Annotated in this window: 10 protein-coding genes; 9 read left to right on the forward strand and 1 reads right to left on the reverse strand. The window is 62.9% G+C overall.

Translation table 11 applies throughout. The annotated features are described in order from the left end of the window. Window positions 1-975: 975 nt before the first annotated feature. The 4 genes from AW271_RS25240 to AW271_RS38930 are packed head-to-tail and all read left to right on the forward strand — an operon-like array spanning window position 976 to window position 4,412. On the forward strand, window positions 976-1,986 hold the full coding sequence (locus AW271_RS25240) for a thymidylate synthase (protein WP_062340070.1): 1,011 nt from the start codon (window positions 976-978) through the stop codon (window positions 1,984-1,986). After that, a complete protein-coding gene (locus AW271_RS25245; RefSeq protein WP_062340071.1) occupies window positions 1,983-2,495 on the forward strand; it encodes a nucleoside-diphosphate kinase in 513 nt (170 codons plus the stop codon). Before AW271_RS25240 ends, AW271_RS25245 begins: the two co-directional genes overlap by 4 nt. Continuing rightward, the gene (locus AW271_RS25250; protein ID WP_062340072.1) at window positions 2,492-3,754 is read left to right on the forward strand and encodes a hypothetical protein; all 1,263 of its coding nucleotides are present in this window, start codon (window positions 2,492-2,494) and stop codon (window positions 3,752-3,754) included. Before AW271_RS25245 ends, AW271_RS25250 begins: the two co-directional genes overlap by 4 nt. A 19-nt stretch (window positions 3,755-3,773) precedes the next feature. Further along, window positions 3,774-4,412, forward strand: coding sequence for a 3'-5' exonuclease (locus AW271_RS38930; RefSeq protein ID WP_083977182.1), 639 nt, complete (start codon window positions 3,774-3,776; stop codon window positions 4,410-4,412). Between the two features lie 1,281 nt (window positions 4,413-5,693). Here the strand turns inward: AW271_RS38930 and AW271_RS40125 are convergent. Then, window positions 5,694-6,296 carry a hypothetical protein gene (locus AW271_RS40125; RefSeq protein ID WP_157554617.1) on the reverse strand — a complete coding sequence of 201 codons (603 nt, stop codon included), beginning with the start codon at window positions 6,294-6,296 and terminating at the stop codon, window positions 5,694-5,696. A gap of 768 nt (window positions 6,297-7,064) precedes the next feature. On the opposite strand from AW271_RS40125, the gene AW271_RS25255 reads away from it, so the two are divergent. From AW271_RS25255 to AW271_RS25275, 5 genes are all read left to right on the forward strand, one after another. Then, on the forward strand, window positions 7,065-7,856 hold the full coding sequence (locus AW271_RS25255; protein ID WP_062340073.1) for an HNH endonuclease: 792 nt from the start codon (window positions 7,065-7,067) through the stop codon (window positions 7,854-7,856). Next, entirely contained in the window at window positions 7,837-9,087 is a 1,251-nt protein-coding gene (locus AW271_RS25260) for a DUF4238 domain-containing protein (RefSeq protein WP_157554619.1), read from the forward strand. Before AW271_RS25255 ends, AW271_RS25260 begins: the two co-directional genes overlap by 20 nt. Before the next feature lie 902 nt (window positions 9,088-9,989). Further along, a complete protein-coding gene (locus tag AW271_RS25265; RefSeq protein ID WP_245653187.1) occupies window positions 9,990-10,331 on the forward strand; it encodes a plasmid replication, integration and excision activator in 342 nt (113 codons plus the stop codon). A 359-nt stretch (window positions 10,332-10,690) separates the two neighbouring features. Beyond that, window positions 10,691-12,121 (forward strand): FtsK/SpoIIIE domain-containing protein, encoded by a 1,431-nt coding sequence (locus AW271_RS25270; protein ID WP_245653188.1) that lies wholly within the window; start codon window positions 10,691-10,693, stop codon window positions 12,119-12,121. Continuing rightward, window positions 12,115-13,926 carry a replication initiator gene (locus AW271_RS25275; RefSeq protein ID WP_245653189.1) on the forward strand — a complete coding sequence of 604 codons (1,812 nt, stop codon included), beginning with the start codon at window positions 12,115-12,117 and terminating at the stop codon, window positions 13,924-13,926. The genes AW271_RS25270 and AW271_RS25275 overlap by 7 nt, the downstream gene beginning before the upstream one ends. Window positions 13,927-14,197: the final 271 nt, after the last annotated feature.

The raw sequence follows: 14,197 nt of genomic DNA on the forward strand, positions 1-14,197 counted from the left end.
GGAGGTGTCTCACTGGTGCTCACTGAGACTCGCCATCGCTGAGTGTTCGCGGGCCACACACGGGCCAGTTTCAACGAACGTTTGCCCACCTCAGAACAGGTTTCCGCCGGCGATCGCGGGCCGGGCGCGGGGAGCGTGACGGATACATTGCCGGTGGGCGGGCCGGCCGTGACCTTGCACGTTTCCCCTGACAGACGGGGCGATGCGCTTCGGTCTTGTGCCACTCCGGCGCTGCTCCCGCTGGCTGCCCCCTCCGGGACTATCAGGCGGCGGTCGGTCAAGGGCGGCTTCGCGTGCTCCCTTGCCCGGTGACCTTCCTCGCCCGCTGGTTGTCCTAGGGGCACAGCCGCCCTTGACGGAACCCGGCTGACCCGGACAATCGGGCGGCGGGTGCAGAGGTACGGCGAGAACCATGCACCGGTCGGCTTATCGTTGGTCGCCGTCCTGCCGGTAGCCGTCCTGCAAGTAGTGGACGCTCCCCGTCCGCAGCGAACGGAGTTGAGTTTCGTGAGAGGTACTCGATGGTGAGCGATCAAGGTCGGCAGGCTGCGGAACTGTCGATGGAAGACCGGTACGCGGCTATTCGGCAAGTGCGCGAACTCCTTGAAGGCGTGGGCATCGCCTGTGCTGGGTCAGGCACGGCGGAAGTGCTGTTGCCGACATCCCCGGCCCTCCGGGAGCCGCCTGAGGTCGTGGCGTTGGACAGCGAAGGGGCGGTGTCCGCGACGGTCCGAGTGGGCCCGTTGGGTGGCCGGTTCATCGTGTGGGTGCCGGAACGGAACGGTGAACCCAAGCGGATGGTGATGGCTCCATCAGCGGCGCACGTCGTCTTGGAGGTGCCCGGGTATCGCGACGCGACACTCCGCCGGTTGGCCGGACAGGCCGATTCGTAGACCGGAGGCGTTGCGGCGGTTGGAACCCACGGGCTGGCGAGGCTGTTCCCGATGCTCAGCCGATGTTCAAGGAGAAGACCGGATGATTCCCCGTACTTTTTCATCGTTTCATGACGCCTATGCCGGCGTCTTGGAGGCGATTACCGAACGACCGGATCAAACCATTTCGACTCGCGGGAACACGTCCGCTGAACTCCTTGACGTGTCCTTCCGGATCTCGAACCCTCGCGATCGTCTTCCCTATTTGGTGCGGCGGCCTGTGAACATCGCCTACAACCTGGCTGAAGCGCTCTGGTACCTCGGCGGCAGGAACGACCTCGACATGATTGGGTACTACGCGCCGGGCATGTCGAACTATTCCGCAGACGGGCACACGCTGACCGGAAGCGCCTATGGCTGGGAGCTTTTCCAGCACGGCCCTGACGGCATGTCCCAATGGGATCGAGTGATCAGGCTGCTGACCACCGATCCCGACACCAAGCGCGCCACGGTGACGTTCTTCCGTCCCGAAGAACTCGCGATCGAATCGAATCCTGATGTGTCCTGTACGATCGCCGCACAGTTCTTGTTGCGAGATGGACGGCTCCACCTCACCTCGTATATGCGAGGGAACGACGCCTACATGGGCATGGTGTCCGACGTTTACGCCTTCACGTTCATGATGGAATTCGCCGCTGCCCAACTCGGCGTCGATGTCGGCCATTATTCGCACCATGTCGGGTCCATGCACATCAATGATCGTGACATGAAAAATGTCCGGCGGCTTCTGAACGAGGCGCGTCAGGACGGATATCAGAGACCGGCGTTCGACGTGTTGCGAATGCCGACCGCGTCCGACTGGAACGACATCGAGACGGTGTTGGCCCACGAAGCCATTCTGAGGGCGAACAGGGAACCGCTCACCTCGGCAAAGCTACAGGCCGTTGCTCTGGGGCCGTACTGGCAACAGGTCTTGCTCGTCTTCGAGGTGTACCGGCAGATCAAGCACACTGACGCGCCTGTTCAGGCGGCGACGCTGGCGGCGCTCGATCCGGGCTATGAGTGGCTTGTTCGGCGTCGCTGGGCGAACCGGATGCCGAAGGAGGCCGAATGAAACCGCCCCATAACGGCTGGGAGTACTGGACGGTGATTCTCTGCAAACCAGATGCGATTCGTCGTGGACTGGTGGAGGAATTGCTTTCTGAGCTTCGCTTTGACGTGGAGATCACGGCTCGGCGCAATGTCGTGGTGACCGCGTCGCAGATCGAAACACATTATGCGGACATGATCTCCATGGATGACAGATTTCCGTTCGATGTCACCGCCGAACTTCACCGGAACTACGTAGGAAACACGGTGACGGTGGCCCTCGGCCATGGCAGGAACCGCAGTATTGCCCGGCTGGTCCGTGCGCGATTAGGCCACTATGACCCGTCCGTCGCCTGGCCCACATCGATTCGAGGCGCTTACGGAGAGGACTCGGCCGCTAAGGCCGCAGAGGAAGGGAGGTTTATCGACAATCTGATCCACGCCAGCGACGATCCTGCGGGCGCTGCCCTGGAATTCGCGGTGTGGTTCGGGCCGGAATATGAATATCTCTTACATCAGCAGGAGCCAGAATGACCGCAGAACCCCTGTTCCTTGGTTCAAATATCTCGGTCGGCCCGAAAGTACTCCGGGTGATGCCGGCGGAAGAACAGTCGGGTCTGGACCCGTATATGACGCAGATCATCACCAACCGGAAGTCCGGGCTTTCGCTCAACCACGTCATCGGGTGCCCGCTCGACTGCGGATACTGCGTCCGCCACTTCTGGGGCAACTTCGAGCAGAAGACGCCGCAACTGCTCGTGAGCACTCCGGAAGCGGTCGAAATGCTTGTCGGGCATGAGGCGTTCCGGCCGCACAGTACCCCGGTTCAGTTGTTCAACAAGGCCACGGACCCGATGTTGCCCGGGGTCAAGCCGCACACGTTCGCGGTGCTGAACGAACTGGACCGGCGGGGAATGACGAACCTAGTCCTCATCATCACGCGGTTCCACGTGTCGGCAGAGGACATGGCCACGTTGGAGGGCTTCCGTAGCCTCCGGATCACGCTGCTGTTCACCTATTCGGGGATCAGCGATTCCCGGGTGGAACCCATCGCCAAGTCCCAGACGACCGTGAACGCGATCAAGACGGCGGCTCGCGAGCGCAAGCGGACGAAGGTCATCCTGTACTGGCGGCCGATCGTCCCTGGCTGGAACGACGACGCGGACACCATGGCTGGGGTCTTGGACGTCGGCCGCGATGTCGATGCGCTCGTCTTCACGGGCTACTACCACAAGGAGGACAACGCGGCCTTCCTGCGCGAGCTGGGCGTGGAGGTGCCTTACGGCGACAACTTCCAACGGCGGAAGGTCCTGCCGGCTGAACTGGATGCGAAGGTCATCCGGGCCTGGCAGGAATCGGGGATCTCCACACCGCTGTTCCGCAAGACCTCATGTGGGGTCACCTACGCCCATGAGGTCCCGGACTACAACGGGCACTGGGGCGTGCCGGAACTGTGCGATATCTGCCCCGAAGCCCAAAGACGGCGCTGCGCCGACGACCACCGCTCACCCACGGAGGAGGAGTTCCGGCGGGTACTGTCCGACCTCGGTTACCACAGCGACGCCCCGTTCCTGGTCGAACAGGGGCACGTGCTGACGCACCGCCTCGGCGAGCAACGCCGGTACGCGATCCAGCACACCCTTCGGCACCAGGTGTGGGAAGTCGACCACCCCCATCTACACGCGGCACACGGGCGGGCTCTGGAAGGGTACGTACTGACGGCGTCGGAGCAGGACCAGTTGGAACAGGCGCGTGAGCGCCTGGCCGCCGGCGCCCGGTACGAAGACGACTGACCTATCCAGAGGACAAGCGATGCCAGAGCGACCGTGGACGGATCTGCCCTTGGTTGCTCTGGATCTGGAAGGGACAGGCGCACAGGACCGCGAGACAGAAGCAATCCTAGAAATCGCCGTTGTACCGCTCGTCCATGGCGCTCTCGACATGACCGGAGCTTTTGCGACTCTGATCAATCCGTCACGGCCGGTTCCTCGGGGGGCGTGGATCTCGCCCGGTCTGACGGATGCGGTTCTGCGTCACGCGCCGATGCCGTCAACCGTTGGCCCAGAGCTTGCCGAAAGAATCGACGGCCGTTGGATCGTCGGGCACAACGTCGACGTTGACTGGCGGCTACTGCACCGACGTTTTCCGGCGATCCGTCCATCGGGACTCCTCGACACGATGCGACTGGCCGGTGGTGGCGGGCGGGCGTCCAGATCTCTTACAGCTCTGGTAGAGCGTCACGGCCTGACGGAAGAGATCGCGCGTCTGGTGCCTGATGGCCAACCGCACCGGGCGTTGTGGGACAGCGTCGCCTGTGGACTGCTGCTGGGGGTACTGATAGCGGACAGGTGGGGCTGTTGCACCTCGTCTGGTGAAGTCCGGGCGCTTGCCGAGCGGCCGTTGAATAGTTCGGCAAGCTCCGGTGGGTTCGAACAGCAGACGCTTTTGTGATGCAAACAGCAATGCCTGCTGGCCCGTGAACCGTGGCCGATCGAGGCTGTGTATCGGCCAAAGCAGTACCTGAGTGTGGTCGTAGTGGGGCTGGGCCAGCGGAACGACCACAGTTCACCTCGCAGGAAGGCGAACGTCCAGCTAGTTCAGCCGACTCTGGCACAGGTCCGAGCGTTGACCCAGACAGAACCCGATCATCCCGTTTAGCCCGGAGTGTCACATTAGGCAACTACTGCGTTGCAGCATCTGGAATGCTGACATCTCCATACCTTCCTGCGCGAAATCCTTCGCAAGGGAACATGCATTGGTGGCAAAGTAGGCGGGCATCCGGAGATGGAATAAACCCGAAAAAATCACGCAACTCATTGTCGTCGACACTACGACCCGTGATACGAGCCAACGGATCTCTCGGACGTGGCACCAGTGACACCTCATGCAAGTCCAGCTCTTTGATGACTGGCTGAACGCGAACGTCGTATGACGCCCCTTCCAAGTGGCCGCAATCGCTAGGAGCGTGACATATGTTGCACACATTTTCATCTCTAGTTGCCGTGACGGCGGCCATCTCTCCGGGCTCGTGATCGCATTCCCAACAAGATATGCCGCAAGCATTACAGACCGAATTCGCCGTCATCCCGGCACTATTTCCAAGCCGTACATGCATCAACGAGAGGATACAATTGTCCTCCCATTGATTGTTCTTGTTATTCATGTGGCATCCGAATATACCTCCAACCAACTCTCCGGTTCGATGCGCCCAAGCATGGGCTTCCTCCACTAGGCGGCCGAGAGTCAGCAGTGGATTATTTTCTACCAAACCTCGATAGGTATCGACATCTATATAGCCGTCTTCAGGGATGTCCCAGAGTAGATCTTCCAGCCAGTTAAAAGCGTTTACGCAACCCTGAAGGGCTGCTCGCGCTTGCTTCTCTGCCTGCTCCCAATCGGATCCTAGATACAATCCACCAGCCCTGGAGTTCAGGGAATCTAGAATCCGTCTCTGCTTGAACCAGAGGCGTACTCTGGCTCGCCCAATTTCAACGCGAGATGAAGCGAATCTGTAGTGCAAGGGAATTGGTTGGGGCAGCCTGGACAAGCCACCTGGAAGCATGGCCCCGAGCGCTGATAGCGCCTGGCCGTAGGCCCGCTTCCCGACGCTTAGAGCCTCCAGCCCCTCCCCGAGGCAGTATCGATTTCGGATGGGCCCCGCCGGAGGCGGAATCGGTACACCAGTCCTAAGTATTATCGCGGACATCCGTGGCGCGTTCTGCGGTCTGGTGGTCACAAAGCGACCGAATCGATTTCGGGGCCGGAGTCGCTGCCTTCGATTGACATCTCTATTGACTCACGTCTAGCAGTAGACGATACGACGCGTGGGCTAAAAACTTCCCTAATCGCTTTGGCAACCCCGTCGGCGGAGCCTTCGAAGGACAAATTGTCAAGCTCTACAGTTCCGTCGCTACTGGCACGAATATGGCCGATTGTTACGCGTGTCGGAACGGCTTCCGGAGGGCCATTAGTCACACCCTTAGAAGTTGAGACACGTGCGCGAGCCAAAATATATCGACCGATAGCAATTAGCGAATCTGCTGAAATGTTCTGGCCAACCGCCATGGCGAAATCGAGGACCCAGCCAGCCGAATACTCGTGCAGGTATCGGCGCTCCTGGCCCTCGTGCAGATATGACGCATCCAATGAAACTTGTCGCGCAATGCGACCAGCGTCCATTTCGTCCGGTTTGTAATATGTTGCCCCCCCGCGGGACTCTGTAGGCAACAGAAGAACCTGGTGCCCGCGAAGGTCGGGGCCGATGTTCCGAAGTTGAAGGGCTACATCGGACGGGAGGTCAACGCCCTGCTTCAATGTGGGCAATGAATCGGACATTAATCCATGATGCCAGACCACGGACGGCACCGGCGTCCAAGTCGGGCTTGTCGACGCCTGCTTTCCCGCGCCTATTGGCGTTGAGGCACAATATGATCTTGGTAACGCACCCTTACTGCGGGCGGTTTGCCGCTCCCGCCGGGACCGGCCTTTAGGCCGCATGCCCGGGGGGAGGGCGGCGTTCTGCCGCCCGCGCGGCCGTCAGGCCGCGCCTTGACATCTATAAGAAGAATTCGGCAACGCGGCTGGGACTAGACAGGCTGGGACTAGACAACCATGCCTGCTGCGGGTGCGTGAGCCGCTTCGGACCTCAGGGACAACTGGGGAAGTAGTCCGAGCGATGCTGCGCGATCGTCGGCAGCAGGCTGCGGTGGGATGGGCACTACAGACCTGGAACTTTGGTGAATCAGCAAACGCGGGTGGTACTCGCATTGCATGCCCCGGCGCTTCTGGTGTACCTCGTCTTGCTCGACGTGTTCGTGTTCTCCGCGAGCGCGGGTTCGTGACGAGATACGACCGTAACGGCCTCAGCCCTAATCATAGTTAACGGAGGGTCGTGATCAGGAGCCTTGAGCGCTAGTCGGGCATGTGATGTTGCGCAGAGCGATGAGCTGTCGTCAGGGTGCGCAACTGCTGAGACCATGCGGGAGATCTGGCAAGCTCTCCGAAGGCTGAGCCTGGTGAAAGAGCCGGCCAGCACGTATAGAGATCTAAGACGATCTTGCTATCTCACCGCGCTGCGAGACGGTGAAATCTAGGCTCTCCCCCATGGCGATCTCAGAGCGGACTCGAAAGATCATCTGGGTGGAGTCGGGCGGACGTTGCGCGATCTGTCGACGCCAGGTCCTGACTCCAGGTAGCGAGACAGACGATCCATCGATCTTTGGCGAGGAGTGCCACATCATCGCCCGCAGGGCTTCCGGGCCGAGAGCCGGCGACTTGGGCGAGGAACTCATAGACCATCATTCAAACCTCCTGCTGTTGTGCAGCGAGCACCACAAGCAGATTGACGACCAAGTCGCGACGTTCACCGTTGAACGCTTACACGAGATCAAGAAGTCGCATCGCGGGTGGATCGCGCGCCTGGGCGATCCTGGTGGCGGTCCCGTTCGCCTTGTCCCGGATCCCAGCTTCCCACGACCGCGTCTCCTGACGCCGATCACCACGGGGACCGCTCTTTGGGAGATGCTCCGCAGGGCAGAAGCCTTCGAGTATGCCCACGCCGACCACCAGCCTGAAACCGCAGAAGACTTGACAATCGAGTTCCTTGACATGATCAAGGACTACCTCGACGTCGCGAGCGAACTCGACAGCATCAGGGAGCAACGAGATGCGGCGAAGCTCCTCGGAGACTACATCAGCCGCCTCGCCGAAAACGGCTACCTGGTGGGTGCATGGGTACGCCACATGCTGCTGACAGGCGGACCAGCCCAAGCCGAGCCCTCGCCATGGAAAATTCTTCGGGTCGAAGTGATCCCTGCAGCTGACGCCCAGGTCGTCGATAGTGAGGGAAAGCCCGTCACAATCCCCGATCCACGGGGTGGCACTCAGGCGGATTGAGCGTGCTCAGACACCCCCAAAAGGGGTCATTCGTCATTGCTGCATAGAGATCGATGCTCCTCTGATCGAGGCTCCTCTGTCGGTATCGATGACTATCTTGGTCGATGTGACAACAGGCTCGGATTTCTTCGGACGCGGCGGCTGGCAGGTCGTCAAGAAAGTCCGTAACCCGTGGGGGCAGGTGCCTCTTACCGATGGTGGAAAGTCCCTGCCGGGACGTGCACGTGACTACATGGACAAGCTCGTAAGGCTGCAAGATGCCAAAGACACGGCTGGACGCCGACATCACTACGTCCCACAGGCGTATCTTCGCCAATGGTCATTTGACGGCAAGCGGGTGTGGGCTTTAGACACAGTCTCAAGCACTGTGAGACCACTCGGCCTCGCTGATGTGTGTGTCGCGGAGAACTTCTACCGGGTCGTCGGACCAAGCGGCATTGCCCACAACCGGGTAGAGCTGCTCTTCGGAGTAGTAGACACCGAACTTCGGCGGGTTCAAACCTTGCTGAACCACCTCGAAGACCCAGACGAGCTAGAGTTCGATGACCTAATCGCGCTCGGAGTCACTGTGGCTGTCCAGCGCATGCGCACGGTGCAACAGCGCCGACTTCAAGCACAACTTAACGCCTGGCTGGTCGCGCAAAATCCTCACGACTACAAGTCGACGAACGATTCTGAGGACCAGCACTTGGCGGCGGGAATCCACACCGAGTCGTTGTTCTCGGCCATGTGGCATGCTGCAGACGTGCTGACAACTCGGCAGATCGAGGTGTGGCACGACCCCCAAGGCCGTTTCATGACGTGTGACACCCCAGTATTGGTCCTGTTCAGGCGGAACATCCGCCCAAGTCTCATAACCGCGCCCTACATCCTCTGGCCGGTAAGTCCACACCGCGTCGTGGCCCTAAGCGACACCCTCCTAGGGGAGAAAGCCGTCATACGTGAGGCAACAGGCAAACTCGTGGGCATCGTGCGGGACAGTGTGGAACAAGGGCGCGAACGAATGATCTTCGCCAGCGAGCAGCAGCGTGATCGATTGCCCCGCACCAAGAAGTTCCGGCGACGGACGCAGACACGGCTACGGTGCTCGATGTGGACGCCTCAGGGCGAACATGTGGAGCCACCCGGCTGCTGCGTGGAACAGTCCCACGCCTTCGCAGCGGGCCCCGACGTCGTCCTTTGCAGCCAGGGCCTCCATTCCCCAGCACCGGACATGTGGTTACACAAGTAGCGTCTTCGTACTCTCCTTGAATTAGCCGAAGAGGCGGAGTTCAAGGCTCGGCTTGCCAAACGCGTAGGGGCGGGGTCTTGATGCTTGCGTTGCAGATCGGACCCTCAATATCGAGCAGATAAGTTGCTGTAGATCCGAGTCCTCACGAAGACCGCATGGTAGGCAGAGGTCGCGCACTCGGCACCCAGATTGCCGGATGACGCGTCGGCGATGTCACCTCCACGCTACCGAAAGGGCGGGGTTCCACGCTGTTGCGTTTGAGCCCCAGAACGGGTGACGTGCTGGCTGGCCGATGAGCTCCATGCCATCGCTGCTCGGACCTCACTGGTCACGTTCATGGGGTGGTGACATTGCACTCTCGGCGTGGTCTGCGTTTACGTGATTCATACCACGAGGTTGCGATGGGCGTCCGGGAGCTGGCGGCGCTGGACGGATGGGATGCACCATGGGTACCGGAGCGCGTAGCCCCGGTGCCGTGTCGATTGCCGGTCAGGTCGGGTCCGCGTGACCGGTCCCCATTGCGACTCCCTTTCACAGATGGAACTGCGAGAGACAGAAGAGGAGGAGAGATGATCGCCAACGTCATATGCAGTGTTCAGCTCGCCTCCGTGCGCGGTTCGCACGTGGGGCATTTCGGCATGGCGGGCATGGTAACAGCAGATTCCTGATTTGGGAATGCTTGATTGATGCCGTCCGGTTATGGCGGGATCCGCCAGCCTTCTCGTGTCGTTAACTGGCCATAAGCCCGCTGAGTCAGATCGTCTGTCAGAGGACAGGCGGTGCGGCTCGGGTGGGGACCAGCTATCGAGGAGGCTGATGCCGCTTTGATCAGGGGACCGATCCCCGTGCACCACCAGTTCGTGTTTCCTCATGGGGCCTTCCTGAGTGGGGAGGTCACCCCCGTGCTGGACTTCGACGCCAGCACCAAAGAGCGTCCCGTCCAGCAGCGCGATAAGACGACCGGTGAGCCGGTGTGGTCGGTCGCGGTGACCAACGCGAGTCCGGATGTCCGCGCGGCGGACAAGACGGTGAGCGTGAAGATCGTGGCTGCGGTCGCTCCGGAGATGCCTCCGGTGCCGGCCGCGATGGCAGCGTTGGGACTGCCGTTCGTTCCGGTCGAGTTCGTGGATCTTGCGGTGACTCCGTATGTGAACTCGGCGAACAATCGCCTGGCGTTTTCGTTCCGGGCTCGCGGGTTCCGCCCTTTGGCGGTGGCCCGCTCGCAAGAGGCCAGCAGGAGTTGATCCTGTTCGCAGCGACCTGAGGGTCATGATTCAGGGCCGGTAGAGCCGGTGCCTGCCGCGGCGCAGCAGCCGCCAATCATTCAACACGCCTGTGTCCCCTGATCCGCTGAGCCGGTGGGGACCTGCCCCGGCATGCCGGGCCGCGCGCTGTGGAGCTTGGAACCCTCCGCCGTGTGGTCCGGCGTGCCGTAAGGGGCTCGCGTTTTGCCCTGTTCCCCCGAATCGATGCCTGAGGGCTGGCCGGTTGTCCTACCCGGTCGGCCCTCCGGTGTCGGCACCGCTGGTGTGAGCGGCCCTCGCTGCTAGGCGCGGGCTGCGGCGTGGGGCGCGGGGTCCTCTGGTCTGAAAGGAGGTCTCCCATGATTCTCCGCAAACTCCCTGGTCAGGAAATCGTCGGCGTCGTCTCCACCCGTCCGGACACCACCGTCGTCTTCGCTCCCACCGTCGTCCGCACCCCGGCGTTCATCGCCATTGCGGTGTGGCTGTGGCGGCTGCTGGCCGGTTCGGTCCGAACCGTCTGGCGTCACCCGATCGCCTGCGCGCTGCCGATCGTCACCGGCTGGCTGTACTCCTTCGGCAACTGGCAACTCCTGGCCTTCCTGGCGGCGGATCTTTCGACAATCGCCGGCCTGGTGGCTTGGGCCTACCCGCACGCCTTCGGCCGGTGGGTCGGCTGGCCGGTCATCGCCTGGTGGCGGTGGATGGTGGTCTACCGGCGCAAATGGCAGTCGGTCATGGTCATGGCCGGTCTGGCGGGCAACTTCGGCGGTCGGCTGTACCTCCCGGATCTCGTCCGGGTGCGTTGTGATGCCCGCTGCGACACGGTGCGGGTGCGGATGCTGGCTGGTCAGGCGGTTGAGGACTTCAGCGACCACGCGCCGAACCTGTCTAACGGCTTCGGCGCTTCCCGGGTGCGGATCACCTCGCCTAAACCGGGCTGGGTGACGCTGACCTTTCCACGCGCCGATGCGCTGGCGAAGGTGATCCCGGCGATGCCGGTCCCTGAGCGGGCGTGGGTCGGCCCGGTGGAGATCGGGTTATCCGAAGACGGCGTGGTGTTCCGTCTCCAGGTCCACGGGACTCACGTGCTGATCGCGGGCGCGACCGGCTCGGGGAAGGGGTCGTGGTTGTGGTGCATCGTGCGCGGGCTACTCCCTGCGTGTGTCGCGGGCATCGCGCAGATCTGGGGTCTGGATCCCAAGCTGATGGAACTGTCCTTCGGCCGTGAGCTGTTCGACCGCTACGCCGCCACCCCTGAGCAGTGCGCTGAATTGCTGGAACAGGCCGTGGCGCTCATGCAGGAACGGGCGCACCGGTACGCGGGAGTACGCCGCAACCACCTCCCCACCGCCGATGACCCGTTCGTCCTGGTGGTCGTCGATGAGGTGGCATTCCTGACTGCCTACCAGCCGGACAAGGGTTTGCGGCTGCGGATCTCGGCCGCGCTGGCCACGCTCACCACACAGGGCCGAGCGGTCGGAATCGCGGTCGTGGCCGCGCTCCAGGACCCGCGCAAAGAGATCCTGAACATCCGCAACCTGTTCCCCGACAAGGTCGCCCTTCGGCTGGACGAACCGAGTCAGGTCGACATGGTGCTCGGCGACGGGGCGCGAGAGCGGGGCGCGCTGGCGGATCAGATACCCCGTCACCCTGATGACCCATCAGTGGGTGCCGGTGAGGCCTACGTGCGGCTGGAGAACAGCCCGGACCCGATCAGGGTGCGCGCCGCATACGTGTCCGATGCCGACATCGCCCAGATGTGCGACTGGTTCGGGGGTCGCTCATGGTGACCTCAGGCGGTGCGGCGGGCAGGAACGGCGCTTCCGGTGAGCTGAGGCCGGCGGATGCCATCAACGCCCCTGAAGGGGCGATCGATAGGGAGTCAGCCGGCGACACCGGCGGCTCGTCGGACCTGGTCAGGGTCGCTGCGGTTCGGGCGGCGGGGCTGGTGAGCCGTGAGGTTGCCGAACAACTCGCCATCAATGCCGGGGTGTGCATCCGGCCCATCCCGATGCGCCGTCAGGACGTGGTGACCGGCGTGGTGGACACGGTGGATATGCCGTGCGGTTCGTGGCGGGAAAGTTGGTGTCCTCCGTGTGCCAAGCGGGCTCGTCAGGTTCGGCAGGCACAGTGCCGTGAAGGCTGGCACATGGAGTCCGAACCGCTCGTGGAGTACACACGGGGCGAGTACCGGAGCTACTTGCATGACCTTCGGGAGCAGGCTCAAGGCTGGCGGAACGACGCTGCGGCGGCCGGTGAGGACACGAGCGATTTCGATCTGGCGCTGGCGGAGCTGGATGCCGAGATCGGCGCGCTGCAACCGGTCAGCCGTATCACGGAAGACCTAGTCGAACAGGAAGACGCGGGCGACGACGCGTCGGATGGGGTGGCGGAGCGGCGCTCACGGTCGACGCGCAGGCGGGATGACGCGGTGAACCTCCCTCGGCGTCAACGGGTGCCGGGCACGCTGGGCCGGGTCTATGAGGGTCGGGACGGCAAGGGGTTCCGTCCGAGTATGTTCCTGACGCTCACGCTGCCCTCCTACGGGCGGGTGCTCAACGGCGTTCCGGTCGATCCGGAGAACTACGACTACCGTTCGGCCACGCGGGACGCGCTGCACTTCTCCAAGCTCGTCGACCGGTTCGTGCAGAACCTCCGCCGTGTGGCGGGCTGGGAAGTTCAGTACTTCGCGGCGGTGGAGCCGCAACGGCGGCTGACCCCTCACCTGCACATGGCCATCCGTGGGACGCTGCCCCGCTCGGTCCTGCGTCAGGTCGTGGAGGCCACCTATCACCAGGTGTGGTGGCCTTCGGTCGATCGGGTCGTGTTCGGGGAGGGCGACGCGGAACCGGTCTGGTCGGACGGTCACGGATATGTGCGTCCGAGCACGGGTGAGGTGCTGCCGTCCTGGGATGAGGCGTTGGACGCCCTGGAGGATCACGCCTCGGCGGACGACGGGCCGATGGAACCGCTGCATGTGGCGCGCTTCGGGTCCCAGATGGACATGCAAGGGGTGTTGGCCGGGACCGCCGACGCCGATCAGCGGGTCCGCTATCTGACGAAGTACCTGACCAAGTCGCTGTCCTGGGATGCGGTCCTGAAGGCAGACGACGGCGGTTCGGCTCGGGCGGCGCATGTGGCACGACTGGGGGAGGCGCTGCGCTGGGAGCCATGCAGCCCTGAATGCGCGAACTGGTTGCGGTATGGGCTGCAACCTCGTCAGGCGAAGTCGGGGCTTCGTGCGGGCTGGTGCCGGAAGAAGGCCCACAGCCCAGACCGGATGGGGTACGGCGGACGTCGCGTGCTGGTCTCACGCAAATGGTCAGGGAAGACGCTGGCTGGTCACAAAGCTGACAGACGGGCCTGGGCGCTGGCGGCTGCCGGGCTGGACCCAGAGCAGGAGGCGCGGGAGCCGGGCCGGTACGTCTGGCGTCGCCTGAGCGCTTCTGATCCGGCGCTGGAGCCGGTGGCGGTGCGGCTGTTAAGGCTGGTGGCGGCAAGGCAGGCTGCGCGGGCGGCGCGGGAGGGTCCACCCGATGGCGGGCCTGAGCACGTCGGGAAGGCATCGGATCCAGCCACGGGGCGGGAGGTCTGATGGGCCTCGGTGGTGAACTGCGTCGGGAATCGGAACGGGCAAGATCGGCTGCCAAGACGAACTTGGGCTCCGTAAGTTCTCTCTGTGTACCAGCGGGTGAGTGGGTCTACCCGGTGCAGCGCGGTTGCTGCGGGTCGGCGGGTGACGGTGCGGGAAAGGGACGCGCGCTCTTAGTAGATCGCGCCGAAGGCTCCACCTGGCCGTGCGGTGTCGGCGCGGGTGCGCTCGGATCGGTGCGCGGGCTCGACGGCGGCAGGGGCGGGTGGGCGGG

The sequence above is a fragment of the Herbidospora sakaeratensis genome (assembly GCF_001570525.1).
Classification (GTDB): domain Bacteria; phylum Actinomycetota; class Actinomycetes; order Streptosporangiales; family Streptosporangiaceae; genus Herbidospora; species Herbidospora sakaeratensis.